Origin of the sequence: Enterobacter cloacae complex sp. 342H5 (genome assembly GCF_050030905.1) — a bacterium.
Lineage (GTDB): Bacteria > Pseudomonadota > Gammaproteobacteria > Enterobacterales > Enterobacteriaceae > Enterobacter > Enterobacter intestinihominis.
In genome coordinates, this window is the sequence record NZ_JBLGVB010000001.1 from 149,496 (window position 1) to 174,612 (window position 25,117).

At 55.1% G+C, this 25,117-nt stretch carries 20 protein-coding genes and 4 tRNA genes; 18 read left to right on the forward strand and 6 right to left on the reverse strand.

Annotation, left to right across the window (positions count from 1 at the left end; genetic code table 11):
• Positions 1 to 47 precede the first annotated feature (47 nt).
• On the forward strand, positions 48 to 2,072 hold the full coding sequence (gene rep, locus ACQG03_RS00780) for a DNA helicase Rep (protein ID WP_022646642.1): 2,025 nt from the start codon (positions 48 to 50) through the stop codon (positions 2,070 to 2,072).
• 51 nt (positions 2,073 to 2,123) lie between these two features.
• Here rep and gppA read toward each other — a convergent pair whose 3' ends face one another.
• Together gppA and rhlB are read right to left on the reverse strand one after the other, a co-directional pair.
• Positions 2,124 to 3,608: a guanosine-5'-triphosphate,3'-diphosphate diphosphatase gene (gene gppA, locus ACQG03_RS00785; RefSeq protein ID WP_038416966.1), complete on the reverse strand. Its 1,485-nt coding sequence runs from the start codon at positions 3,606 to 3,608 to the stop codon at positions 2,124 to 2,126.
• Positions 3,609 to 3,614: 6 nt separating this feature from the next.
• Positions 3,615 to 4,883 (reverse strand): ATP-dependent RNA helicase RhlB, encoded by a 1,269-nt coding sequence (gene rhlB, locus ACQG03_RS00790; protein WP_022646644.1) that lies wholly within the window; start codon positions 4,881 to 4,883, stop codon positions 3,615 to 3,617.
• A gap of 144 nt (positions 4,884 to 5,027) precedes the next feature.
• Between rhlB and trxA the strand changes: the two genes are divergently transcribed.
• The 17 genes from trxA to ACQG03_RS00875 all read left to right on the forward strand — a co-directional run bounded on the left by trxA (position 5,028) and on the right by ACQG03_RS00875 (position 20,180).
• Positions 5,028 to 5,357: a thioredoxin TrxA gene (trxA, locus tag ACQG03_RS00795; protein ID WP_006812392.1), complete on the forward strand. Its 330-nt coding sequence runs from the start codon at positions 5,028 to 5,030 to the stop codon at positions 5,355 to 5,357.
• 341 nt (positions 5,358 to 5,698) lie between these two features.
• Positions 5,699 to 6,958 carry a transcription termination factor Rho gene (gene rho / locus ACQG03_RS00800; protein WP_001054528.1) on the forward strand — a complete coding sequence of 420 codons (1,260 nt, stop codon included), beginning with the start codon at positions 5,699 to 5,701 and terminating at the stop codon, positions 6,956 to 6,958.
• A gap of 222 nt (positions 6,959 to 7,180) precedes the next feature.
• Positions 7,181 to 8,302 carry a UDP-N-acetylglucosamine--undecaprenyl-phosphate N-acetylglucosaminephosphotransferase gene (wecA, locus tag ACQG03_RS00805; protein ID WP_047359830.1) on the forward strand — a complete coding sequence of 374 codons (1,122 nt, stop codon included), beginning with the start codon at positions 7,181 to 7,183 and terminating at the stop codon, positions 8,300 to 8,302.
• 13 nt (positions 8,303 to 8,315) lie between these two features.
• Positions 8,316 to 9,362 carry an ECA polysaccharide chain length modulation protein gene (wzzE, locus tag ACQG03_RS00810; RefSeq protein WP_022646646.1) on the forward strand — a complete coding sequence of 349 codons (1,047 nt, stop codon included), beginning with the start codon at positions 8,316 to 8,318 and terminating at the stop codon, positions 9,360 to 9,362.
• A gap of 56 nt (positions 9,363 to 9,418) precedes the next feature.
• Entirely contained in the window at positions 9,419 to 10,549 is a 1,131-nt protein-coding gene (wecB, locus tag ACQG03_RS00815) for a non-hydrolyzing UDP-N-acetylglucosamine 2-epimerase (protein ID WP_032622055.1), read from the forward strand.
• Complete coding sequence (gene wecC / locus ACQG03_RS00820) at positions 10,546 to 11,808, forward strand: UDP-N-acetyl-D-mannosamine dehydrogenase (protein ID WP_022646648.1); 1,263 nt, start codon at positions 10,546 to 10,548, stop codon at positions 11,806 to 11,808. Before wecB ends, wecC begins: the two co-directional genes overlap by 4 nt.
• Positions 11,805 to 12,482 (forward strand): dTDP-4-amino-4,6-dideoxy-D-galactose acyltransferase, encoded by a 678-nt coding sequence (gene rffC, locus ACQG03_RS00825; RefSeq protein ID WP_023305220.1) that lies wholly within the window; start codon positions 11,805 to 11,807, stop codon positions 12,480 to 12,482. Before wecC ends, rffC begins: the two co-directional genes overlap by 4 nt.
• Before the next feature lie 4 nt (positions 12,483 to 12,486).
• On the forward strand, positions 12,487 to 13,617 hold the full coding sequence (gene rffA / locus ACQG03_RS00830) for a dTDP-4-amino-4,6-dideoxygalactose transaminase (RefSeq protein WP_063150578.1): 1,131 nt from the start codon (positions 12,487 to 12,489) through the stop codon (positions 13,615 to 13,617).
• 1 nt (position 13,618) lies between these two features.
• Entirely contained in the window at positions 13,619 to 14,869 is a 1,251-nt protein-coding gene (wzxE, locus tag ACQG03_RS00835) for a lipid III flippase WzxE (protein ID WP_022646651.1), read from the forward strand.
• A complete protein-coding gene (locus ACQG03_RS00840) occupies positions 14,866 to 15,945 on the forward strand; it encodes a TDP-N-acetylfucosamine:lipid II N-acetylfucosaminyltransferase (protein WP_038415039.1) in 1,080 nt (359 codons plus the stop codon). Before wzxE ends, ACQG03_RS00840 begins: the two co-directional genes overlap by 4 nt.
• The gene (wzyE, locus tag ACQG03_RS00845) at positions 15,942 to 17,294 is read left to right on the forward strand and encodes an ECA oligosaccharide polymerase (RefSeq protein WP_058646808.1); all 1,353 of its coding nucleotides are present in this window, start codon (positions 15,942 to 15,944) and stop codon (positions 17,292 to 17,294) included. Before ACQG03_RS00840 ends, wzyE begins: the two co-directional genes overlap by 4 nt.
• A gap of 12 nt (positions 17,295 to 17,306) precedes the next feature.
• Positions 17,307 to 18,047 carry a lipopolysaccharide N-acetylmannosaminouronosyltransferase gene (wecG, locus tag ACQG03_RS00850; protein WP_022646653.1) on the forward strand — a complete coding sequence of 247 codons (741 nt, stop codon included), beginning with the start codon at positions 17,307 to 17,309 and terminating at the stop codon, positions 18,045 to 18,047.
• Between the two features lie 197 nt (positions 18,048 to 18,244).
• Positions 18,245 to 19,630 (forward strand): bifunctional threonine/serine APC transporter ThrP, encoded by a 1,386-nt coding sequence (gene thrP, locus ACQG03_RS00855; protein ID WP_023305225.1) that lies wholly within the window; start codon positions 18,245 to 18,247, stop codon positions 19,628 to 19,630.
• A gap of 102 nt (positions 19,631 to 19,732) precedes the next feature.
• Positions 19,733 to 19,809, forward strand: a tRNA-Arg gene (locus tag ACQG03_RS00860).
• Between the two features lie 67 nt (positions 19,810 to 19,876).
• A tRNA-His gene (locus ACQG03_RS00865) sits at positions 19,877 to 19,952 on the forward strand.
• A gap of 20 nt (positions 19,953 to 19,972) precedes the next feature.
• Positions 19,973 to 20,059 (forward strand) — tRNA-Leu (locus tag ACQG03_RS00870).
• A 44-nt stretch (positions 20,060 to 20,103) separates the two neighbouring features.
• Positions 20,104 to 20,180, forward strand: a tRNA-Pro gene (locus tag ACQG03_RS00875).
• 539 nt (positions 20,181 to 20,719) lie between these two features.
• On the opposite strand, the gene hemY is transcribed toward ACQG03_RS00875, so the two are convergent.
• The 4 genes from hemY to hemC are packed head-to-tail and all read right to left on the reverse strand — an operon-like array spanning position 20,720 to position 24,814.
• Positions 20,720 to 21,919 (reverse strand): protoheme IX biogenesis protein HemY, encoded by a 1,200-nt coding sequence (hemY, locus tag ACQG03_RS00880; protein WP_032622057.1) that lies wholly within the window; start codon positions 21,917 to 21,919, stop codon positions 20,720 to 20,722.
• A 2-nt stretch (positions 21,920 to 21,921) separates the two neighbouring features.
• Positions 21,922 to 23,115: a uroporphyrinogen-III C-methyltransferase gene (gene hemX, locus ACQG03_RS00885; RefSeq protein ID WP_022646657.1), complete on the reverse strand. Its 1,194-nt coding sequence runs from the start codon at positions 23,113 to 23,115 to the stop codon at positions 21,922 to 21,924.
• 20 nt (positions 23,116 to 23,135) lie between these two features.
• Complete coding sequence (hemD, locus tag ACQG03_RS00890; RefSeq protein WP_023299041.1) at positions 23,136 to 23,876, reverse strand: uroporphyrinogen-III synthase; 741 nt, start codon at positions 23,874 to 23,876, stop codon at positions 23,136 to 23,138.
• Positions 23,873 to 24,814 carry a hydroxymethylbilane synthase gene (gene hemC / locus ACQG03_RS00895; protein ID WP_023305227.1) on the reverse strand — a complete coding sequence of 314 codons (942 nt, stop codon included), beginning with the start codon at positions 24,812 to 24,814 and terminating at the stop codon, positions 23,873 to 23,875. Before hemC ends, hemD begins: the two co-directional genes overlap by 4 nt.
• Positions 24,815 to 25,117: the final 303 nt, after the last annotated feature.

Sequence of the window (25,117 nt, forward strand, 5' to 3'; positions counted from 1 at the left end):
TACCACGCGTTTTTCCTCCTCTCCCGACTTTCATTGAGTGATCATTTATGCGTTTAAACCCCGGACAACAACAAGCTGTCGAATTCGTCACCGGACCCTGCCTGGTGCTGGCGGGAGCGGGATCCGGTAAAACACGCGTGATCACCAACAAAATCGCCCACTTAATTCGGGGTTGTGGATACCAGGCGCGCCATATCGCGGCGGTCACCTTTACCAACAAAGCGGCGCGTGAGATGAAAGAGCGCGTCGGCCAGACGCTGGGCCGTAAAGAGGCGCGCGGGCTGATGATCTCCACCTTCCACACGCTGGGTCTGGATATCATCAAGCGCGAATACGCGGCGCTGGGAATGAAGTCCAACTTTTCGCTCTTTGATGACACCGACCAGGTGGCGCTGCTCAAAGAGCTGACGGAAGGGCTGATCGAAGATGACAAAGTGCTGTTGCAACAGCTGATCTCGACGATCTCGAACTGGAAAAACGATCTGATGACGCCGGCCCAGGCTGCGGCAAGTGCCAAAGGCGAGCGTGACCGCATCTTTGCCCACTGCTATGGCCTGTACGACGCGCATATGAAAGCCTGCAACGTACTGGATTTCGACGATCTGATCCTGCTGCCGACGCTGCTGCTTCAGCGGAATGAAGAGGTGCGCGAGCGCTGGCAGAACAAAATTCGTTACCTGCTGGTGGATGAATACCAGGATACCAACACCAGCCAGTACGAGCTGGTGAAGCTGCTGGTAGGACAGCGCGCGCGTTTTACCGTTGTAGGCGATGACGATCAGTCGATTTACTCATGGCGTGGCGCACGTCCGCAAAACCTGGTGCTGCTGAGCAAAGACTTCCCGGCGTTGCAGGTGATTAAACTGGAGCAGAACTACCGTTCTTCCGGGCGTATCCTGAAGGCGGCGAACATCCTGATTGCCAACAACCCGCACGTCTTTGAGAAGCGCCTGTTCTCTGAACTGGGTTACGGGACCGAGCTGAAAGTCCTTAGCGCCAATAACGAAGAGCACGAAGCGGAGCGCGTAACCGGCGAGCTGATTGCCCATCACTTCGTCAACAAAACTGAATACAAGGATTACGCGATCCTCTATCGCGGAAACCACCAGTCGCGCGTCTTTGAAAAGATGCTGATGCAGAACCGCATCCCCTACAAAATCTCCGGCGGTACGTCGTTCTTTTCGCGTCCGGAAATCAAGGATCTGCTGGCCTATCTGCGCGTGCTGACCAACCCGGATGACGACAGCGCTTTCCTGCGCATTGTAAATACGCCGAAGCGCGAGATTGGCTCTGCGACGCTGCAAAAGCTGGGTGAATGGGCGATGACCCGCAACAAAAGTCTGTTCACCGCCAGCTTCGATATGGGGCTGAGCCAGACCCTGACCGGGCGCGGCTATGACGCCTTAACCCGATTTACCCACTGGCTGGGTGAGGTGCAGCGTCTGGCAGAGCGCGAACCCGTGGCGGCAGTACGCGACCTGATCCACGGCATTGATTACGAATCCTGGTTGTATGAAACCTCCGCCAGCCCGAAAGCGGCAGAAATGCGCATGAAAAACGTTAACCAGCTCTTCAGCTGGATGACCGAAATGCTTGAAGGATCTGAGATTGACGAGCCGATGACCCTGACGCAGGTGGTCACCCGCTTCACGCTGCGCGATATGATGGAGCGCGGCGAGAGTGAAGAAGAAGCCGATCAGGTCCAGCTGATGACGTTGCATGCCTCGAAAGGGCTGGAGTTCCCGTATGTCTATCTGGTGGGGATGGAAGAGGGCCTGCTGCCGCACCAGAGCAGCATTGATGAAGATAACGTCGACGAAGAGCGCCGTCTGGCCTACGTGGGGATCACCCGTGCGCAGAAAGAGCTGACGTTTACGCTGTGCAAAGAGCGCCGTCAGTATGGTGAGCTGGTGCGCCCGGAGCCGAGCCGTTTCCTGCTGGAGTTGCCTCAGGACGATCTTATCTGGGAGCAGGAGCGTAAAGCTATTACCGCTGAAGAGCGGATGCACAAGGGGCAAGCCAACGTGGCGAACATACGCGCCATGCTGGCGAAAGCCAAAGAGAAAGGATAACAATTTTGTAGGCCGGGTAAGGCGAAGCCGCCCCCCGGCACGCTTCAAGGGTCACTTCACATCAAGCGCCCAGTGCACATAGCTCTGCCACTGGCACTCCTGCTCGATCAACTCTGCTCCAAGCGGATGATCTTCTAGCCAATTTTCCGGCAGCGTCAGCGTCAGTTTTTCATCGTCTGCCACCAGCGTAATGGCCGGGAGGAGATCGTCGCGACGCCGGCTGGCAAACAGAATCGCCAGACGAAGTAAGCGGCAGAGATGTTCGGCCACGCGCGGCGGTACAGCATTTTGCTGATGGAGTGAAGAGAGGTCAACGGCGTTGGTTTGATTCAGCAGCAGGGTCGCGAGCAATTTTTTCTGCGCGGGAGTGTAGCCCGGCAAATCGAGATTACGCACCAGCCAGGCTGCGTGTAGCGGCGCTTGTTTGTACTCAACGCTAAGCCCAATTTCATGCAACGCACACGCACTTAGCAGCAAATCGCGGCTTAACGGTTCGATATCCCAACGTGGTTTAACCTGATCCGCAAAGAGCGATGCCAGTTGGCCCACTCGCTGCGCCTGATCGGTATCCACAATAAAGCGGCGCTGGACGTTACGTAGCGTACGGCTTCGAATGTCCTGGTCCACCGAAAGATGCAGCATCCCATAGACCAGACCTTCGCGCAGTGCGCCGCCTGCCAGGGTCATGCACTGGATGTTTAGCTCGGTGAAAATGGCGATGAGAATGGCTAGCCCGCTGGGGAAGACCAGCGCACGTTCGAGCGTCAGCCCTTCAATTTCCAGCTCTTCCAGACGACCACATTGAATGGCGCGCTGTTTAAGCTGCTGGAGTTTAGCAAGCGTGATCCGCTCATCCATCCCCTGCGCCATCATGATTTCCTGCAACGCCTGTACAGTTCCTGACGCCCCAACACACACTTTCCAGCCGTGGTAGCGCAGTTCGTCCATGACCGGACGCAGCACTTCACGCGCGGCATTTTCAGCCTCGTCGAAGTTTTCTTGCGCGAGATTGCGGTCAGTAAAGTAGCGCTCAAGCCAGGTTACGCAGCCCATCGACAGACTGAACAGCGAGGTCGCCTGGGCACCCGTGCCGGTCACTAGTTCAGTACTCGCTCCGCCAATATCCACCACCAGACGGCGATCGTCGCCCCCGGTAGTGTGCGCCACGCCCTGATATATCAGACGCGCTTCTTCTTCACCGCTGATGACTTGCACCGGGCAGCCGAGAATTTCCTGCGCTTTGGCAATAAAATCGACGGCATTAACCGCCAGACGGAGCGTCGCGGTCGCGACAACGCGGATTTGGGCATGCGGTATGTCCTGCAGACGCTCTGCAAAGAGGCGCAGACACTGCCAGCCACGTTCCATGGCTTCGGGAGAGAGGTGATTATCGCTGCTCAGGCCCGCCGCCAGGCGGACCTTGCGCTTGATGCGCGTCAGCGTCTGTATGCTTCCCGCCACCTCGCGTACAACCAGCATATGAAAACTATTCGAACCGAGATCAATTGCCGCATAGAGCGAGGTGGAACTGAGCATCATTTTTTAACCTGAACGACGACGATTACGCGGCGCACCGCCGGAACGACGCGGGCCATTACCGGTACGTGGACGGGTAAGGCGCTTAGGTGGCGGCAGTTCGCTCATCAGCGCGTCCGGATTGTATTTACTCTGTGGAATAGAGTGACCGATATAGGTCTCAATGGCCGGAAGGTTCAGCGCATACTCTTCACATGCAAGGCTGATGGAGTGACCGCTTGCGCCGGCACGACCGGTACGACCGATACGGTGTACATAGTCTTCACAGTCATCTGGCAGGTCATAGTTAAAGACGTGCGTCACGGCTGGAATGTGCAGGCCACGGGCCGCCACGTCGGTCGCGACCAGAATATCAAGGTCGCCACGAGTAAATTCGTCGAGAATGCGCAGGCGTTTTTTCTGCGCCACGTCGCCGGTCAGCAGGCCCACACGGTGACCATCTGCCGCCAGGTGGCCCCAAATATCTTCACAGCGGTGTTTAGTGTTCGCAAAGATGATCGCGCGATCCGGCCACTCTTCTTCGATCAGGGTTTGCAGCAGGCGCATTTTCTCTTCATTAGAAGGATAGAAGAGCTCTTCTTTAATGCGGTGCCCGGTTTTCTGCTCCGGTTCTACTTCCACATATTCCGCATTGTTCATCTGCTCGAATGCGAGTTCACGTACGCGGTATGAAAGGGTTGCGGAGAACAGCATGTTCAGACGCTGGTTTGCCGCAGGCATACGGCGGAACAGCCAGCGGATGTCTTTAATGAAGCCCAGATCGTACATGCGGTCTGCTTCATCCAACACCACGACCTGGATTGCGCCGAGGTTGATATGGTTCTGTTTGGCGTAGTCGATAAGACGGCCGGTGGTCCCAATCAGGATATCCACGCCGCTTTCCAGCACTTTCAGCTGTTTATCGTAGCCGTCGCCGCCATAGGCCAGGCCAAGTTTCAGGCCAGTGGCTTGCGCCAGGGGCTCAGCGTCTGCGTGGATCTGTACCGCCAGTTCTCGCGTCGGGGCCATAATTAGCGCGCGCGGCTGGTTAACTTTGCGGTCTGCAATCGCTGGGTGAGAAAGTAAATAATGAAACGTTGACGTTAAAAACGCCATCGTTTTGCCAGTACCGGTTTGCGCCTGCCCTGCAACATCACGACCGGCCAGCGTCAGCGGCAGGGCGAGAGCCTGAATGGGCGTGCAGTTATGAAACCCTTTAGTTTCAAGGGCTTCGATCACCTTTGGGTGCAGGGCGAAGTCGGAAAACTTCTGTTCTGTTAAATGTGTTTTGCTCATAGTGTGGTAGAATATCAGCTTACTATTGCTTTACGAAAGCGTATCCGGTGAAATAAAGTCAACCTTTAGTTGGTTAATGCGACATCAACACGTCGTTGGTGGAGACAAAACCAACGTACCAGGCTTATTCCTGTGGAGTTATATATGAGCGATAAAATTATTCACCTGACTGACGACAGTTTTGACACGGACGTACTTAAAGCTGACGGGCTGATCCTCGTTGATTTCTGGGCTGAATGGTGTGGTCCTTGCAAAATGATCGCTCCGATTCTGGATGAAATCGCTGACGAATATCAGGGCAAACTGACCGTTGCCAAGCTGAACATCGACCAGAACCCGGGCACCGCGCCAAAATACGGTATCCGTGGCATCCCGACCCTGCTGCTGTTCAAGAACGGTGACGTGGCGGCGACCAAAGTGGGCGCACTGTCCAAAGGTCAACTGAAAGAGTTCCTGGACGCTAACCTGGCGTAAGGTTTCTCCGCTGAGCGTCCAGAGCGCCTAATTAATGGTGAGCTCTGGACGCCCGGCTTTAGTCGTGCTAAGTTAGCTATGACTACGTTTTAAACATATCTTGTTGTTTGAATCTTGTTTTACCCGATACTTCCCGTTGTTAACTTAAACAGTGCGTGAAGTTGCTAGATTCCGGGCTTGTCACTCAATCCGTCTTGTCGTTTCAGTTCTGCGTTCTTTCCCTGTGACCAGACAGCGAACAGACATGAGGTGATGGCCGCTAAACAGGCATGGATGACCCTGCCATACCATTCACAACATTAAGTTCGAGAATCACCCCGAGTTTAAGAACCCACACCATTATGAATCTTACCGAATTAAAGAATACGCCGGTTTCTGAGCTGATCACTCTCGGCGAAAATATGGGACTGGAAAACCAGGCTCGTATGCGCAAGCAGGACATCATTTTCGCCATCCTGAAGCAACACGCTAAGAGTGGCGAAGATATCTTTGGCGACGGTGTGCTGGAGATACTGCAAGACGGATTTGGTTTCCTCCGCTCTGCAGACAGCTCCTACCTCGCCGGCCCTGACGACATCTACGTATCCCCTAGCCAAATCCGCCGTTTCAACCTCCGCACTGGTGACACCATTTCAGGTAAGATTCGTCCTCCAAAAGAGGGTGAACGCTACTTTGCGCTGTTGAAGGTTAATGAAGTCAACTACGACAAACCGGAAAACTCCCGCAATAAGATCCTGTTCGAGAACTTAACGCCGCTGCACGCGAACTCTCGTTTGCGTATGGAGCGTGGTAACGGGTCTACTGAAGACTTAACCGCTCGTGTGCTGGATCTGGCATCGCCAATTGGTCGTGGCCAGCGTGGTCTGATTGTGGCACCACCGAAAGCCGGTAAAACCATGCTGCTGCAAAACATCGCGCAGAGCATTGCTTACAACCATCCAGACTGTGTGCTGATGGTGCTGCTGATTGACGAACGTCCGGAAGAAGTGACCGAGATGCAGCGTCTGGTGAAAGGGGAAGTGGTTGCGTCAACCTTCGACGAGCCTGCTTCCCGCCACGTTCAGGTTGCGGAAATGGTTATCGAGAAGGCGAAACGCCTGGTTGAGCACAAGAAAGACGTGATCATCCTGCTCGATTCCATTACCCGTCTGGCGCGTGCCTACAACACCGTGGTGCCGGCTTCCGGTAAAGTACTGACCGGTGGTGTGGATGCCAACGCCCTGCATCGTCCGAAGCGTTTCTTCGGTGCGGCGCGTAACGTGGAAGAGGGCGGTAGCCTGACCATTATCGCGACGGCGCTGATCGATACCGGCTCCAAAATGGACGAAGTTATCTACGAAGAGTTTAAAGGTACAGGCAACATGGAACTGCACCTTTCTCGTAAAATCGCAGAAAAACGCGTCTTCCCGGCGATCGACTACAACCGTTCCGGTACCCGTAAAGAAGAGCTGCTTACCACTCAGGAAGAGCTGCAGAAAATGTGGATCCTGCGCAAAATCATCCATCCAATGGGCGAAATCGACGCAATGGAATTCCTCATTAACAAATTGGCGATGACTAAAACGAACGACGATTTCTTCGACATGATGAAACGCTCGTAACGCAAATAATCCCAGTAAACGCCACGTTTTTACGTGGCGTTTTTTATTTATGGGCTATACGCTATTACCACACACTCCCAATTTTGCCCGGTCGGTGCGACAATAAGAAAATTCGCACAGTAAAAATATTAATAGCTTGAATAATAAACAAATGGGTCGCAAGAGGTGTGCTTTATGCCTTCTGGCTTGATGCCATCATGGTTATACTTCTTTGACTAACATATGTTGAGAACATCCGTTGTGAACCTATTCGATACGTTTGCTGAACTCACCAGTATTTTTTTGTTCACTACTTGCTTTCTTTTTTTAGCACGTAAGGTAGCAAAATATGTCGGTTTAGTGGACAAACCTAACTTCCGTAAACGGCACCAAGGTATGATTCCCTTGGTGGGAGGAATCTCCGTTTTTGCAGGTGTTTCTTTCACTTTTGCTATCGCGGATTACTATATCCCACATGCCAGGCTGTACCTGTGCTGTGCGTCTGTTCTGGTTGTTGTGGGGGCACTTGATGATCGCTACGATATCAGTGTAAAAATTCGAGCCTTCGTGCAGGCTGCAGTTGCTCTTGCCATGATGGTGGCGGCAAACCTTCACCTTAGCAGTCTTGGATACATTTTTGGTTCTTGGGAGATGGTACTTGGGCCGTTTGGTTACTTCCTTACACTCTTTGCCGTATGGGTCGCCATCAATGCATTTAATATGGTAGATGGGATTGATGGTTTATTGGGCGGACTATCTTGTGTTTCATTTGCTGCCATTGGCATAATCTTATGGTTTGATGGTCAATACAGCCTGGCAATGTGGTGTTTTGCTATGATTGCGGCCATTCTGCCCTATATTCTTTTAAATCTTGGCGCGCTGGGCCGTCGCTATAAAGTCTTTATGGGCGATGCGGGTAGCACATTGATTGGTTTCACTATTATCTGGATCTTATTGGAAACCACTCAGGGTAAAACACATCCAATCAGCCCGGTTACAGCGCTTTGGATCATTGCCATTCCGCTGATGGATATGGTGGCGATTATGTATCGTCGTCTGCGTAAAGGAATGAGCCCATTTTCTGCGGACCGGCAGCATATTCATCATCTGATTATGCGCGCCGGCTTCACGTCTCGTCAGGCGTTTGTGTTGATTACGCTAGCGGCTGCTATTCTGGCTGCGATTGGCGTTGCCGCGGAATACGCTCATTTCATTCCTGAATGGGTAATGTTGGTATTATTCTTGCTAGCATTTTTCATGTACGGTTACTGCATCAAGCGTGCATGGAAAGTCGCGCGTTTTATTAAACGTTTAAAACGCAGGATGCGTCGGAACAGTGGCAAAAACACAACATTAACTAAGTAAAACCGGGACTATGATGACTCAACCGTTGGCGGGAGCGAAATCAGTGGGCACTGAGAACGAGCTGGATATTCGTGGTTTGTTTCGAGTGTTATGGCAGGGCAAACTGTGGATTGTGGGGATTGGCCTGGGGTTCGCGCTGTTAGCGCTTGCCTACACCTTCTTTGCGAAACAAGAGTGGAGCGCCACGGCGATCACAGACCGACCAACGGTGAATATGCTTGGAGGCTACTACTCCCAGCAGCAATTCCTGCGTAATCTTGATATCAAGGCCAATCTGGCGACCCCGGATCAGGCCTCGGTGATGGATGAGTCCTACAAAGAGTTTGTGATGCAGCTGGCGTCGTGGGATACACGTCGCGATTTCTGGTCCCAGACAGACTACTACAAGCAGCGCATGGTCGGTAACAGCAAAGCGGATGCCGCGCTGCTGGATGATTTAATCAACAACATTCAGTTTATGCCTGGCGATGTGCTCCGTAACGTTAGCGACAGCGTGAAGCTGATTGCGGAAACGGCGCCTGACGCCAATAACCTGTTGCGTCAGTACGTTGCTTTTGCCAGCCAGCGTGCGGCCAGTCATCTGAATGACGAGCTGAAAGGCGCCTGGGCTGCGCGAACTATCCAGATGAAAGCGCAGGTCAAACGTCAGGAAGAGGTCGCTAAGGCCATCTTCGCCCGTCGCGTGCATAATATTGAGCAGGCGCTGAAGATTGCGGAACAGCACAATATTTCCCGTAGCGAAACGGATGTTCCGGCTGACGAACTCCCTGATTCAGAAATGTTCCTTCTTGGTCGCCCAATGCTTCAGGCACGTCTGGAAAATATCCAGGCCGTTGGCCCTGACTTTGACCTTGATTACGACCAAAACCGCGCCATGCTCAATACGCTCAACGTCGGTCCAACGCTGGACCCGCGTTTTCAGACCTATCGTTATTTAAGAACGCCTGAAGAGCCTGTAAAACGCGATAGTCCGCGTCGCGCATTCCTGATGATCATGTGGGGGATTGTGGGCGCACTGACTGGCGCTGGCGTAGCGTTATTACGTCGCCGCACAAACTAAGAACGCCGTCTACGATGAAGGCTGCGGCCTTCATCGTCTAATCGAAGAGAATCGATGTGAAAGTACTAACCGTATTTGGCACCAGGCCGGAGGCCATCAAGATGGCGCCTCTGGTTCATGCGCTGGCCAGAGATCCTGATATTGAAGCGAAAGTGTGCGTGACTGCCCAGCACCGTGAGATGCTCGATCAGGTCTTAACCCTCTTTTCTATCGTCCCGGATTACGATCTCAATATAATGAAACCGGGACAGGGACTGACGGAAATCACCTGCCGTATTCTGCAAGAATTAAAGCCTATTCTGGAGTCGTTCAAGCCGGATGTAGTGCTGGTGCACGGCGACACCACCACCACCGTGGCGACCAGCCTGGCCGCGTTCTATCAGCGTATCCCTGTTGGCCATGTCGAAGCGGGACTGCGTACCGGCAATCTTTATTCCCCGTGGCCGGAAGAGGCCAACCGTACGCTCACCGGTCACCTGGCGATGTACCATTTTGCGCCAACCGAGAACTCACGTCAGAACCTGCTGCGCGAAAACATCAGCGACAGCAAAATCTTCGTTACCGGCAATACGGTCATTGATGCGCTGATTTGGGTGCGTGACCGCGTGCTGGCTAACAGCGAGCTTCAGGCAGAACTCGCTGCGCGCTATCCGTTCCTGAACAACGGCAAGAAAACGATTCTGGTGACGGGACACCGCCGCGAAAGTTTTGGCCGTGGCTTTGAGCAAATCTGCCACGCGCTGGCTGAAATCGCCGCGCAGAATGAGGATGTGCAGATTGTCTATCCGGTGCACCTTAACCCTAACGTCAGCGAACCGGTCAACCGTATCCTGGGCCACGTGGAAAACGTGCTCCTGATAGAGCCGCAGGACTATCTGCCATTTGTCTGGCTGATGAACCACGCCTGGCTGATCCTGACCGATTCTGGCGGCATTCAGGAAGAGGCGCCTTCCCTCGGTAAGCCGGTACTGGTGATGCGCGAAACCACTGAACGTCCGGAAGCGGTCACTGCCGGTACCGTGCGTCTGGTGGGAACGGATCCGCGTCGTATTGTCGAAGAGGTCACGCGCTTACTGCATGACGAAGAAGAGTATCAGGCGATGAGCCGTGCCCATAACCCGTACGGGGACGGGCAGGCTTGTGGACGTATTTTGCACGCACTTAAACACAATCGGGTAACGCTATGAGTTTTACTACCATCTCTGTTGTTGGTCTCGGCTATATCGGGCTGCCTACTGCGGCGGCCTTTGCCTCTCGTCAAAAGCAGGTTATTGGCGTAGATATCAACGCGCATGCGGTAGAAACCATCAACCGTGGCGAAATTCATATCGTGGAGCCCGATCTCGATCGTGTGGTGAAAAAGGCGGTGGACGGTGGCTTCCTGCGCGCCAGCACCACGCCGGTAGAAGCCGATGCGTACCTGATTGCGGTGCCTACGCCCTTTAAAGGCGATCACGAGCCTGACATGGTTTACGTCGAGGCGGCGGCAAAATCCATTGCGCCTGTGCTGAAGAAAGGGGCACTGGTTATTCTTGAGTCCACTTCACCTGTTGGGGCAACCGAGCAGATGGCACAGTGGCTGGCCGAGGCGCGTCCCGATCTCAGCTTCCCCCAGCAGGCGGGCGACCAGGCCGATATCAACATCGCCTACTGCCCTGAGCGCGTACTGCCAGGCCAGGTGATGGTGGAACTGATTAAAAATGACCGCGTGATTGGCGGCATGACCCCAGTCTGCTCCGCGCGCGCCAGCGAGCTGTATAAGATCTTCCTTGAAGGCGAATGCGTGGTGACCAACTCCCGCACCGCCGAGATGTGCAAACTGACCGAAAACAGCTTCCGCGATGTTAACATTGCATTTGCGAATGAACTGTCGTTGATTTGCGCCGATCAGGGGATTAACGTCTGGGAACTTGTTCGCCTTGCCAATCGTCACCCACGCGTGAACATCCTTCAGCCGGGGCCGGGTGTGGGTGGGCACTGTATCGCTGTCGATCCGTGGTTTATCGTGGCGCAGAATCCGGAACAGGCACGCCTGATTCGCACCGCGCGCGAAGTAAACGACCACAAACCGCACTGGGTTATCAACCAGGTGAAAGCCACGGTGGCGGATTGCCTCGCCGACAGCGGCAAACGTGCCAGTGAGCTGAAAATTGCCTGCTTTGGTCTGGCATTCAAACCGAATATTGACGATCTGCGCGAAAGCCCGGCAATGGAAATTGCCGAAACGATCGCAGCCTGGCACACCGGTGAAACGCTGGTGGTTGAGCCGAATATTCATGCGTTGCCGGCAAAACTTGCCGGTCACTGCACCCTTACCGCACTGGATGACGCGCTGGCGACGGCGGATGTGCTGGTGCTGCTGGTGGATCACAATGCGTTTAAAGCGGTCTCCGCTGATGCCGTGCGTCAGCAGTATATTGTTGATACTAAGGGCGTTTGGCGTTGATTACTCTCAACGGCGTGCTGGAGTCCCTTGAGTGGGAAAGCGTATTTTTTTCGCTCCCCTCAGCGATAGTGCGTCTGCGCGATAACGCTCCTGCGTTGCAGGACGCAGACTTCAGCGCCTGGCAGCGCGTACAGGCTAAGATCCCGGCGGACCGCGCCGATCTGCTGGACGCGCTCCAGCAGCACGGATTCCGGCTGGTCGAGGGCGAGGTTGATCTCTCTGTTACCGTGGCCCGCCACGGCTCACCGGGCGCGGAAATTGCAACGGAGCAGGATATCCCCGCGCTGCGCAAGATGGCGGCGCTGGCTTTCGCTCAAAGCCGTTTCCGGGCGCCCTGGTATGCGCCCGATGACAGCGGCCGCTTTTATGCCCGGTGGATAGAGAATGCGGTTAAAGGCACGTTTGACCACGTCTGTCTGGTGTTCCGTACTGCCGGTGGGCAGATTCAGGGTTTTGTTTCGCTTCGCAGGCTCAACGAGCAAGAGGCGCGCATCGGTTTGTTAGCCGGGCGCGGCATGGGCGAAAAACTCATGCAGGCGGCGCTGCACTGGGCGGAGCAACAACAGGTATCGACGCTGCGGGTCGCAACCCAGATGGGCAACACCGCTGCGCTTAAACGTTATATTGCGAGTGGTGCCAGCATTGACGCCACCGCCTACTGGTTATACAGGTGACAAGATGATTCCATTTAACGCGCCTCCCGTTGTGGGCACTGAACTTGATTACATGCAGTCGGCTATGGGCAGCGGCAAGCTCTGTGGCGACGGTGGTTTTACCCGTCGCTGCCAGCAGTGGATGGAGCAACGTTTTCACAGTGCCAAGGTGCTGCTGACGCCGTCCTGCACCGCATCGCTCGAAATGGCCGCGCTGCTGCTGGATATTCAGCCCGGCGATGAAGTGATCATGCCGAGCTACACCTTCGTCTCCACGGCGAACGCGTTTGTCCTGCGCGGGGCGAAAATCGTGTTTGTGGATATCCGTCCGGATACCATGAACATCAACGAAACGCTGATTGAAGCGGCGATCACCGACAAAACGCGGGCGATTGTTCCGGTGCATTACGCGGGCGTGGCCTGTGAAATGGACACCATCATGGCCATCGCCAAAAAGCACAACCTGTTCGTGGTGGAAGACGCCGCGCAGGGCGTGATGTCCACCTACAAAGGTCGCGCGCTGGGAACCATCGGTCATATCGGCTGCTTTAGCTTCCACGAAACCAAAAACTACACCGCAGGCGGCGAAGGCGGCGCGACGCTGATTAACGATCGTGCTCTTGTCGAGCGTGCGGAAGTGATCCGTGAAAAAGGGACCAACCGCAGCCAGTTCTTCCGCGGTCAGGTGGATAAATACACCTGGCGCGATATCGGATCAAGCTACCTGATGGCGGACTTGCAGGCCGCGTATCTCTGGGCGCAGCTGGAAGCGGCAGAGCGAATCAATCTGCAACGCCTCTCCCTGTGGCAAACCTACTACGACGCGCTGGAGTCGCTGGCTAAAGCCGGACGTATTGAACTGCCGACCATTCCGGCAGACTGCATCCACAACGCCCACATGTTCTATATCAAGCTGCGCGATAACGACGATCGCAGCAAGCTGATTGCCTGGCTGAAAGAGGCGGAAATTATGGCGGTATTCCACTATATTCCGCTGCACTCCAGCCCGGCTGGCGAAGCCTTCGGGATGTTTGCCGGTGAAGACCGCTACACCACCAAAGAGAGCGAACGTCTGCTCCGCCTGCCCCTGTTCTACAACCTCGCGCCGGTGAACCAGCGTACGGTGATCAATTCGCTTCTGAGTTATTTCGCCTGATATGTCTCTGGCAAAAGCGTCGGTGTGGACGGCAGCGTCCACGCTAGTAAAAATTGGCGCCGGGTTACTGGTCGTCAAGCTGCTGGCCGTCTCATTTGGTCCGTCAGGCGTTGGGCTGGCAGGGAACTTCCGCCAACTGGTCACGGTGCTTGGCGTGCTGGCAGGTGCCGGGATATTCAATGGCGTCACCAAATACGTCGCGCAGCATCATGACGATGCCGAAAAGCTTCGCACGGTGGTGGGCACCTCCTCTGCTATGGTGCTGGGCTTCTCTACGTTGCTGGCCATCGTCTTTTTGCTGGCGGCGGCACCTGTTAGTCAGGGACTGTTCGGACACACGCACTATCAGGGACTGGTGCGCCTGGTGGCGTTCGTTCAGATGGGCATCGCCTGGGCGAACCTGCTGCTGGCGCTGATGAAAGGCTTCCGTGATGCCGCCGGGAATGCGCTGGCTCTGATCCTCGGCAGCATTATCGGCGTTATCGCCTACTACTTCTGCTATCGGCTGGGCGGCTATGAAGGCGCGCTGCTGGGGCTGGCGCTGGTGCCTGCGCTCGTTGTCGTTCCGGCAGCGTTTATGCTGATGCGCAGAGGCAATGTCCCGCTGAGTTACCTGAAACCGCAGTGGGACAAGATACTGGCGGGGCAGCTAGGAAAGTTTACCCTGATGGCGCTCATCACTTCGGTAACGCTTCCCGTGGCTTACGTGATGATGCGAAACCTGCTGGCAGCGCATTACAGCTGGGATGAAGTGGGGATCTGGCAGGGCGTAAGCAGCATTTCAGATGCTTACCTCCAATTTATTACGGCTTCCTTTAGCGTCTATTTGCTGCCAACCTTATCGCGCCTGACGTCCAGGCAGGATATTACCCGCGAGATTTTTCGCGCCCTGCGTTTCGTGTTGCCGGCCGTTGCGATCGCCAGCTTTACCGTCTGGTTACTGCGTGATTTCGCCATCTGGCTGCTGTTTTCAGCGAAGTTTACCGCCATGCGCGATCTGTTTGCCTGGCAACTGGTCGGCGATGTGCTGAAAGTGGGGGCATACGTTTTCGGCTATCTGGTGATTGCGAAGGCTTCGCTGCGGTTGTATATCCTGGCAGAGATCGGCCAGTTTGCGCTGCTAACGGCATTTTCTCACTGGCTGATCCCCACCCACGGTGCGCTGGGGGCGGCGCAGGCCTATATGGCAACTTATATCGTTTATTTCGCTGCCTGTTGCGGCGTATTTTTACTTTGGCGTAAACGCGCATGACTGCACTGATACACATACTGGGATCGGATATCCCGCATCATAACCAGACCGTTCTGCGGTTCTTCAACGATGAACTGGCATCCGGCACGCCCGATGCGCGTGAGTTTATGGTCGTTGGACGCGACAGCGGCCTGAGCGCGGCGTGTCCGGCATTGCATATCACCTTCTGGCCAGACAAAGCGGCGCTGACGAAGGCCGTGGTTGCTAAAGCCAAAGCGGATCGAAGCCAACGTTTCTTCTTCCATGGACAGTTCAATACCGGACTGTGGCTGGCGCTGTTAAGCGGCGGGATCAAACCTTCTCAGTTCAGCTGGCATATCTGGGGAGCGGATCTCTACGAAGTCTCCCGTGGCTGGAAGTTCCGACTTTTCTATCCGCTGCGTCGTCTGGCGCAGGCGCGCGTGGGCTGCGTTTTTGCTACCCGAGGCGATCTCAACTATTTTGCTAAACAGCACCCGAAGGTTCGCGGGGAGCTGCTCTATTTCCCGACCCGTATGGATCCGGCGCTGAACACCATGGCGAATGACACGGTTCGAGAGGGCAAGCTGACCATCCTGGTGGGGAATTCCGGCGATCGCAGTAACGAGCATGTCGCGGCGCTGAGGGCGGTGCATCAGCAGTTTGGCGACACGGTGAACGTGGTGGTGCCGATGGGCTATCCCGCCAATAACGACGCCTACATCGATGAAGTTCGCCAGCAGGGGCTTGCGCTGTTTAGCGCGGAAAACCTGCACATTCTCAGCGATAAGCTGGAATTTGATGACTATCTCGCGCTGCTGCGAAAATGCGATCTGGGCTATTTCATCTTTGCCCGTCAGCAGGGGATTGGCACGCTGTGTCTGCTGATTCAGGCGGGCGTACCCTGCGTGCTCAACCGCGAAAACCCGTTCTGGCAGGACATGGCCGAGCAGCATATTCCGGTGCTGTTTACCTCTGACACGCTTAATGTCGAGGTGGTACGGGAAGCGCAGCGTCAGCTCACGCTGGTGGATAAAAATAGCATCGACTTTTTCAGCCCGAACTACCTCACGCCGTGGCACCGCGCGCTGCGTATTGCTTCAGGAGACAACGCATGAGCCAGTTGCAGTTTAGCGGCTTGCTGGTGGTCTGGCTGCTGAGCACGCTGTTTATCGCCACGCTCACCTGGTTTGAATTCCGGCGGGTACGTTTTAACTTCAACGTATTCTTCTCGCTGCTGTTTTTGCTGACCTTTTTCTTTGGCTTCCCGCTGACCAGCATCCTCGTGTTCCGCTTTGATGTTGGCGTCGCGCCGCCGGAAATCTTGTTGCAGGCGCTGCTCTCTGCGACCTGCTTCTACGGGGTGTACTACGTCACTTATAAAACGCGCCTGCGAGCGGCAAAAGACACCACCCCTCGTCGTCCGCTGTTTACCATGAACCGGGTAGAAACCCATCTGACGTGGGTTATGCTGATGACTATCGCCCTCGTCAGCGTGGCGATTTTCTTCATGCATAACGGCTTTTTACTGTTTAAGTTGCAGTCCTATAGCCAGATTTTCTCCGCCGAAGTCTCCGGCGTCGCGCTCAAGCGTTTCTTCTATTTCTTTATCCCGGCGATGCTGGTGGTCTTTTTCCTGCGTCAGGACAGCAAAGCCTGGCTGTTCTTCCTGGTCAGCACCGTCGCATTTGGCATTCTGACCTACATGATCGTCGGCGGCACCCGCGCCAACATCATTATCGCCTTCGCGATTTTCCTGTTTATCGGCATTATTCGCGGCTGGATCTCGCTGTGGATGCTGGCGGCGGCAGGCGTCTTTGGCATTGTGGGGATGTTCTGGCTGGCGCTGAAGCGCTACGGGCTGAACGTGGCCGGCGACGAAGCGTTTTACACCTTCCTGTATCTGACGCGCGACACCTTCTCGCCGTGGGAAAACCTGGCATTACTGCTGCAAAACTACGACAAAATCGAATTCCAGGGGCTGGCGCCGATTGTTCGCGATTTCTATGTCTTTATACCGACGTGGCTGTGGCCCGATCGTCCCGGCATTGTCCTGAACACGGCGAACTACTTCACCTGGGAAGTGCTGAACAACCATTCGGGTCTGGCGATTTCCCCAACTCTGATTGGCTCGCTGGTAGTGATGGGCGGAACGTGGTTTATCCTGCCTGGCGCGATCGCGGTAGGGCTGATAATAAAATGGTTCGACTGGCTATATACGCTGGGTAACGAAGAGACCAACCGCTACAAAGCCGCTGTTTTGCACAGTTTCTGTTTCGGTGCCATTTTCAATATGATCGTTCTGGCGCGCGAGGGGCTGGATTCATTCGTCTCACGCGTGGTGTTCTTTATGGTCGTTTTCGGACTCTGTCTGCTGCTGGCAAAACTGCTGTACTGGTTGTTTGACAGTGCAGGGCTTGTGCACAGACGTGAGCCACAGGGCAGCACAACGCTGTCGCAAGTCTGAGTAGGGATTATCATGACGGATACAACTTCAGCCCCGCGTTATGCGCTGCGCGGGCTACAGCTGATTGGCTGGCGTGACATGCAGCACGCGCTGGATTTTCTGTTCGCGGACGGGCAGATGAAGTCGGGCACGCTGGTGGCCATCAACGCAGAAAAAATGCTGGCGGTTGAAGATAATGCGGAAGTGAAAAGCCTGATTGAAGCCGCGGAGTTTAAATACGCAGACGGTATTAGCGTGGTGCGTTCAATTCGTAAAAAGTTTCCAGACGCTAATGTGTCTCGCGTGGCGGGTGCTGACCTTTGGGAGCGGCTTATGGAGCGCGCAGGCGCTGAAGGCACGCCGGTATTTTTGATCGGCGGCAAGCCAGAGGTGCTGGCGCAGACCGAACAAAAGCTGCGTAACCAGTGGAATGTTAACATAGTGGGCAGCCAGGATGGCTATTTCAGGCCGGAAGATCGCCAGGCGTTATATGAGCGCGTGCGCGACAGCGGGGCGAAAATTGTCACTGTCGCTATGGGGTCGCCGCGCCAGGAAATACTGATGCGCGATTGCCGTCTGGTCAGCCCGGATGCGCTTTATATGGGCGTTGGCGGCACCTACGACGTCTTTACCGGCCACGTTAAGCGTGCGCCCAAAGTCTGGCAAAACCTGGGGCTGGAGTGGCTCTACCGCCTGCTCTCCCAACCGACGCGTATAAAACGACAGATTCGCCTTCTGCGCTACCTCGCCTGGCACTACACCGGGAAAATGTAATCAATATGCAGCGCGATCTGCTGTTCGCGCTGCAACGCCCCCCGCAAAACTGCTGAGTTTATGTGCAATGCATTCATTTTTTTAATGCATTGTTTGCCATTTGCCAGAATTTAAGAAACCATTCGCTCCGTATTTCAGTACCCCTCAAAACAATACCCGGCAACAAGTCGGGAAACAGCAAACACAACCGAGGAATTATGGCAGAGAAAAAACCGGAGCTTCAGCGTGGGCTGGAAGCTCGACATATTGAACTGATCGCGCTGGGCGGGACTATCGGCGTTGGCCTGTTTATGGGCTCGGCAAGCACGCTGAAGTGGGCGGGGCCTTCCGTCCTGCTGGCGTATATTATTGCCGGACTGTTCGTCTTCTTCATCATGCGCTCAATGGGCGAAATGCTGTTCCTGGAGCCGGTGACGGGCTCTTTCGCTGTTTACGCCCACCGGTATATGAGCCCGTTCTTTGGTTATCTCACGGCCTGGTCGTACTGGTTTATGTGGATGGCCGTGGGGATTTCGGAGATCACCGCCATCGGGGTCTACGTGCAGTTCTGGTTCCCGGAGATGGCCCAGTGGATACCCGCGCTTATTGCCGTAGGGCTGGTGGCGCTGGCGAACCTTGCCGCCGTTCGTCTTTACGGCGAAATCGAGTTCTGGTTTGCGATGATCAAAGTCACCACCATCATCGTGATGATTGTCGTTGGCCTTGGGGTCATCTTCTTTGGCTTCGGTAACGGCGGGCACGCTATCGGTTTTGGTAACCTGACCGGGCACGGCGGCTTCTTTGCGGGCGGCTGGAAGGGCTTTCTGACGGCGCTCTGTATCGTTGTCGCCTCCTATCAGGGCGTTGAGCTGATCGGCATTACCGCAGGTGAGGCGAAAAACCCGCAGGTCACGCTGCGTAGCGCGGTAGGCAAGGTACTGTGGCGTATCCTGATTTTCTATGTGGGCGCGATCTTCGTTATCGTGACCATTTTCCCATGGAACGAGATCGGCACCACCGGCAGCCCGTTTGTCTTAACCTTCGCTAAGATTGGCATCACGGCGGCAGCCGCCATTATCAACTTTGTGGTGCTGACGGCGGCGCTCTCCGGCTGTAACAGCGGAATGTACAGCTGTGGGCGTATGCTTTACGCGCTCTCGCAAAACAAACAGCTGCCGGCGGTGATGGGTAAAGTCTCCCGCGTGGGTGTACCGGTGGCGGGCGTAGCGGTGTCGATTGTGATTCTGCTGATTGGCTCTTGCCTGAACTACATCATCCCGAATCCGCAGCGCGTGTTTGTTTATGTTTATAGCGCCAGCGTACTGCCGGGGATGGTACCGTGGTTTGTCATTTTGATTAGCCAGCTGCGTTTCCGACAGGCGCACAAAGAAGCGATCGCCAGCCATCCATTCCGTTCCATTCTGTTCCCGTATGCGAACTACTTGACGATGGCGTTCCTGATTTGCGTATTAATTGGAATGTACTTTAATGAAGATACCCGCATGTCGCTGTTTGTCGGGATGATCTTCCTGGCTGCCGTCACAGCTGCATATAAACTTTTTGGCCTGGGTCGCCGTGGCTCCGCCCATAAAGTGGAGGAATAAGCGGCAAAATGTGCAAACCATAACCAAACGCGCATTTTTTTCAAAAAAGCACTAGACAGCGGGGTCGGAGGTACGTAATATCCAGCCCCGCAACGGCGCTAAGCGCCCGTAGCTCAGCTGGATAGAGCGCTGCCCTCCGGAGGCAGAGGTCTCAGGTTCGAATCCTGTCGGGCGCGCCATTTTAGTCCCGGCGCTAGAGCTGCGGTGGTCTGAGAAGTAGTCAGAACCGCGTGAAAGAATACAGTGGTGGCTATAGCTCAGTTGGTAGAGCCCTGGATTGTGATTCCAGTTGTCGTGGGTTCGAATCCCATTAGCCACCCCATTATTGAAGAGTTGTGAATTGCGAAGGTGGCGGAATTGGTAGACGCGCTAGCTTCAGGTGTTAGTGTTCTTACGGACGTGGGGGTTCAAGTCCCCCCCCTCGCACCACGACTTTTAATGAGTTGAACTAAAAATTCAAAAAAGCAGTACATCGGCGAGTAGCGCAGCTTGGTAGCGCAACTGGTTTGGGACCAGTGGGTCGGAGGTTCGAATCCTCTCTCGCCGACCAATTTTGAACCCCGCTTCGGCGGGGTTTTTTGTTTTCTGCGCTTTTTCATCCTGTAGCCATTCCCCGACAACACTCTATATCCTTGTCGCGATTCAGCGACATATAAGCCTTTAATAATAAAGAATTTATTATTTTCTCTCTTAACCTGTCTCCTGGTGACGACAGATTGCCGCCCTTAGCGCGATTTTGTATGGCGTAAGGCGTCTCTTAACAACATAATTTCCTTTTATCTTAAAATGTTGCGCGATGTAAAAGTTATGCGTGTAAACCTGGCACATTACATGCAATAATATGCGTGTAGATGCTCATTCCATCTCTTATGTTCGCCCTACGGCCTCATAAACTCAGGAATGACGCAGAGCCGTTTACGGTGCTTATCGTCCACTGACAGATGTCGCTTCGGCCTCATCAAACACCATGGACATAACGTTGAGTGAAGCACCAAATATGTTGTCTTACAGACCTGTTTTAACGCCTGCTTTTATAGCAGGCGTTTTTTTATGGGTACAAAAAAGGAGGCCATCTGGCCTCCTGGATAATTACTGCTGCGTTCCGTTATTGTGTAGCGTAAGCAGAAGCCCATCACGCCGCATGGCTGCGGCCTCTTCCGGCTTGTGCTGCTTGTCCAGCGAATCAGCAAGCCAGGCGTAATCAAATGCGTCCGGGCGTTGCTTCAGCGCTGCGCGGAAGGCGAGACTCGCCTCCTGCCACTCGCCGTGTTTCATCAAAGACTGGCCCAGCGTACTCCACAGCAGCGGACGATCGCCCACGGTTTTGATCTGCTGGCGCAATGCTTTTTCTATTTGTTCCGGATTGTTGGTTTTCAGACGCGGGATGACCATCACCAGGCGGTCATCATACTGTCGCTTGAGACCGTCGAGAAGGATCTCCTGCGCGGTGTCATGGTCGTCACACTCAATCAGATGTTCTGCCATCGCCACCTGAAGGGGAACCTGCTGGCGCGTTTTGCGGCTCTGGTTTTTCCACCAGGTTTTCAGGCCGTCGCTGCCAAGATCGGCGCGCGCCTGATCCATCAGGCCAATCCAGGCCAGACGCTGAAGTTCATCACGATGTTCATCATCGCCCACGTCGGCTTTCGCCATGGAAGGGATAATGTCCAGCAGCGAACCCCAGGCACCGGTCCGAATGTATGCCTGCTCCGCAAGACGCAGCACTTCCGGATGACGAGGGGTGATTTCCAGCAGACGGTCAACGCCGTGACGTGCGGCATGGTTTTCATTGCGCGCCAGTTGCAGACGAACGCGGGTGATCTCAACCGGAATCGGATCCTTAGTTGAGAGCTCAGATGCGCGTTCAAGATGCTGATTGGCGCGGGCCTCATCGCCTCGCTGTTGCGCCGCCTCAGCGGCCAGCAGATAGTTAACAACCGGCTGTTCTGCATGGTCGGCATTTTTCGACATCAGCTTTTCAACCTGCTGATAGTCGCCTTCGGCCAGCTTCAGCAACGCTTGCTCGGTCTGCTTACGGGCGCGACGGCGCTTACGGCCAACGAACCAGCCGCGCGTGTGAACCCCGGTACGGAAAATCCGACGCAGGATCCATTCCACTGCCAGCAGGACGACCACACCCAGGATCAGGATGATCACCAGCCCTGTCACGCTGGTTTCGACGTTGTAGTTATCGGTCTGGATCAATACGTAACCCTGGTGACCCGCGAGCATCGGCCCCAGTACAATTCCGGCGATCAGCAGGATGAAGAGTAAGAAGACTTTTAGCATCATCACTCTCCTTGCGGCGCGCTTTCAGGCGCTGGCGCGGCGGCAGGTGCTTCAGCCGGGCGCTCTGCCGGAACGCCCGGCTGGGCCAGCAGGTTACGCACGCGCGTCTGCATGATCTTCTCCAGAATCGGCTGGCTTTCCAGCTTGTCCGGCACGTTCATGGTGATGTTTTGCTGGCTCAGCTTGTCGATATCCTCCAGGAACGCGGTCGTGGTTGCGTCATTGGTATCGTAGTAAGCACGTACCCACGTTGAAACGTTATCCAGCGCCTGTTTGTAGGTCTCTTCCTGGTGACGCGGTACGGCCTGAGCAGCCACCAGCAGGCGGGAGCGAATGTTTTCGCGCAGATAGACATCCTGGTTCGGTGCCAGCAGCGGCACGGCAGTTTCATCGCGGCGGCGAATGGTAATAAAGCTGTCCATAAAGTTCTGCCAGCTCTTTTGCAGGTTGATACGCCATTCGCTCAGGGAGCTGGACAGCTCGGTGCCGTCAGAATCCATCGGGGAGTCATCGTCGTTGTTATCGGCCAGCTGAAGGTTATCAATCTGGTTGGAGAGCTGATTTACCTTAAGGATGATACCGTCATAGTCGACCTGAGAAACCGCAGACAGGCTGGCGATATCTTCCGTAATAGCGCGGCGTGCGTTGATGAGGCTCGGATCGTTCATATCGGCCAGGCTTGCGTCGGCGCTTTTCAGCAGCGCGGCGGCGGTGGTGACATCCTGATCGCTCCAGAGCTTGCGCCCGGCCAGCTTCACCAGAAAATCGGCCTGTGAGAGCAGCCAGGTTTTGGCATCGGTTCCCGAAATCGTGGCGACTTTCTCCTGCACTTCGCTCAGCTGTTTGGTCAACTCTTCACGTTTGCTGTTCGCGTCGGCGAGGGCGGCAGCCTGCTGTTTGATCACGCCTTCCAGCTCAGCTTTTTGCGTCTCCTGCGCTTTCTGTAGGGCGGTGATTTGGTTAACCAGCGCGTCGCTGGTGGCCGTCTGGTTGGTGCCTTGTTTCTTCACCAGTCCGTAGAGACCCACGCCTGCGGCCAGCGCAATCGCGATGGCAATCACGCTCAGCGTGAGGCTGGTTTTATTGCTGCCGTTTTTCTTCTCAACGGTTTTGTCTGTCGTCTCTGGCTGTGACGTGGTGTCCACAGTCTCCCTGGTCTCTTCAACCACGGCGGAGGATTTTTCGTGTTCCGTCATTATGGCTTCCCATTTGAGAGTTATTGTAATGCGCGCAGCAGCGCATCGTTGTCGGCGTTATCAGCGATCCGAATATCCTGCCAGCCCAGTTCCCGGGCGTGGTTCGCCAGACGCTCGCTGACGACCAGAAGCCGACAGCGGAGTAACCAGTTTTCGCGATACCAAAGCGGAATCAGCGACCAAAGCTGTTGTAACATTTCACCGCTGGTAACCACCAGCGTATTAATGCCGCGCGCGTGCCAGCGCATGGCTTCTTCCGCGCCATCATAGTGTTTCGCACAGCGCTGATAGCACTCCACAAACGTCACGTCTGCGCCGCGTTCGCGCAGCGTTTCGCCCAGCAGTTCGCGACCACCGTTGCCGCGCAAAATGAGTGCACGCTTTCCGGCAATAGTTTGTAATTCAGGTAATTGTAGCAAGACTTCGCTGATTTCCCGATCTAACGGGTAACGAACATCGATTCCGCTCGCGGTATGTAAGGCCAGCGCCGTGGTGCGCCCGATGGCGAAATAGCGGGGTGCGTGGGGCCAGTTAACGCCCTGCTGTTGCAGCTGCGCATGGGCAAATTCCACGGCATGCTGCGATAGCGCAAAGAGCAGATCACCTTCCTGCAAGGCACGCATCTGGTCAGCGAGCGTAGGCAGCTCGCGACCGGGGGAGAATTCAATCAACGGAAAACTCCAGGCCACCTGCCCCAGTGCGCGCAGACGGCTCACTAACTGCTCTCCTGCGGGAGAAGGGCGGGTGACAAGTATGCTCATGCAGGGGGCTCTCCGTTATAGACCTCAGCCAGAATTTCACGCGCGCCGTTATTCAGCAGCTCTTCCGCCAGCGATACGCCAAGCGCCTCGGCATCCTGCGGCTTGCCGCGACGTTCACCGCGAACCATCTGCGAGCCGTCCGGCGCGCCAACCAGCGCACGCAGCCACAGCTCACCGTCAGTTAATTCAGCATAGCTGCCAATTGGCACCTGACAGCCCCCTTCGAGGCGAGTGTTCATCGCGCGCTCGGCTTTTACGCGAACGGCGGTATCGTCATGATTCAGCGGCGCGAGCAGTGCCTGAGTACGCGCATCATCCAGACGACACTCAATGCCGACGGCACCCTGGCCGACGGCGGGGAGCGACAGCTCCGGCGGCAACGCCACGCGAATACGTTCTTCCAGCCCCAGGCGTTTCAGGCCCGCAACCGCAAGAATAATGGCATCGTAGTCGCCGTTATCCAGCTTGCCAAGGCGTGTGCCGACGTTCCCGCGCAGCGAGCGAATCACCAGATCCGGACGACGTTCAGCCAGTTGACACTGGCGGCGTAAACTTGACGTGCCGACCACGCTGCCTGCCGGCAACGCATCAAGCGAGTCATAGCGATTAGAGACAAACGCATCGCGCGGATCCTCGCGCTCGCAGATGGTCACCAGCCCCAGCCCTTCCGGGAACTCAACGGGCACATCCTTCATCGAATGCACGGCGATATCGGCGCGGTTCTCAAGCAATGCCAGCTCCAGCTCTTTGACAAACAGACCCTTTCCGCCCACTTTGGCCAGCGGCGTATCAAGAATGACATCGCCACGCGTGACCATTGGCACCAGCTCAACGCGTAATCCGGTGTGGCAGGCTTCCAGGCGCTGCTTAACATAATGTGCCTGCCAGAGCGCAAGAGGACTTTGGCGTGTGGCAATTCTCAAAACATTGTCTAACATGCTTGTTACCGTCATTATCAATCGCTAACCATCCTAACATTGTTGACACTCGGATGGCAGTTTTACGGTTGATGAAGAGTGAGAGGGACAGGGCGGCGTTCGCGTCAGCCACCGCCGTATTCAGGAATTTACACGTACAGAACGGTGCTACACTTGTATGTAGCGCATCTTTCTTTACGGTCAACCGGCAAGGTGTTAAATTGATCACGTTTTAGACCATTTTTTCGTCTGTACCACCAGAAAACAACAAGGCGAAAAAGGGTAACGGTTATTTTTTGAAATACTGCGGGTCCGCTGCTTGTT

Coding starts and splice junctions, on each gene's coding strand:
- hemX (WP_022646657.1), bottom strand. CDS start 23,115: ATGACGGAACACGAAAAATCCTCCGCCGTGGTTGAAGAGACCAGGGAG.
- wzxE (WP_022646651.1), top strand. CDS start 13,619: ATGTCTCTGGCAAAAGCGTCGGTGTGGACGGCAGCGTCCACGCTAGTA.
- ACQG03_RS00840 (WP_038415039.1), top strand. CDS start 14,866: ATGACTGCACTGATACACATACTGGGATCGGATATCCCGCATCATAAC.
- rho (WP_001054528.1), top strand. CDS start 5,699: ATGAATCTTACCGAATTAAAGAATACGCCGGTTTCTGAGCTGATCACT.
- wzzE (WP_022646646.1), top strand. CDS start 8,316: ATGACTCAACCGTTGGCGGGAGCGAAATCAGTGGGCACTGAGAACGAG.
- hemC (WP_023305227.1), bottom strand. CDS start 24,814: ATGTTAGACAATGTTTTGAGAATTGCCACACGCCAAAGTCCTCTTGCG.
- rhlB (WP_022646644.1), bottom strand. CDS start 4,883: ATGAGCAAAACACATTTAACAGAACAGAAGTTTTCCGACTTCGCCCTG.
- trxA (WP_006812392.1), top strand. CDS start 5,028: ATGAGCGATAAAATTATTCACCTGACTGACGACAGTTTTGACACGGAC.
- gppA (WP_038416966.1), bottom strand. CDS start 3,608: ATGCTCAGTTCCACCTCGCTCTATGCGGCAATTGATCTCGGTTCGAAT.
- wecA (WP_047359830.1), top strand. CDS start 7,181: ATGTTGAGAACATCCGTTGTGAACCTATTCGATACGTTTGCTGAACTC.
- wzyE (WP_058646808.1), top strand. CDS start 15,942: ATGAGCCAGTTGCAGTTTAGCGGCTTGCTGGTGGTCTGGCTGCTGAGC.
- wecG (WP_022646653.1), top strand. CDS start 17,307: ATGACGGATACAACTTCAGCCCCGCGTTATGCGCTGCGCGGGCTACAG.
- thrP (WP_023305225.1), top strand. CDS start 18,245: ATGGCAGAGAAAAAACCGGAGCTTCAGCGTGGGCTGGAAGCTCGACAT.
- hemY (WP_032622057.1), bottom strand. CDS start 21,919: ATGCTAAAAGTCTTCTTACTCTTCATCCTGCTGATCGCCGGAATTGTA.
- rep (WP_022646642.1), top strand. CDS start 48: ATGCGTTTAAACCCCGGACAACAACAAGCTGTCGAATTCGTCACCGGA.
- hemD (WP_023299041.1), bottom strand. CDS start 23,876: ATGAGCATACTTGTCACCCGCCCTTCTCCCGCAGGAGAGCAGTTAGTG.
- rffA (WP_063150578.1), top strand. CDS start 12,487: ATGATTCCATTTAACGCGCCTCCCGTTGTGGGCACTGAACTTGATTAC.
- wecC (WP_022646648.1), top strand. CDS start 10,546: ATGAGTTTTACTACCATCTCTGTTGTTGGTCTCGGCTATATCGGGCTG.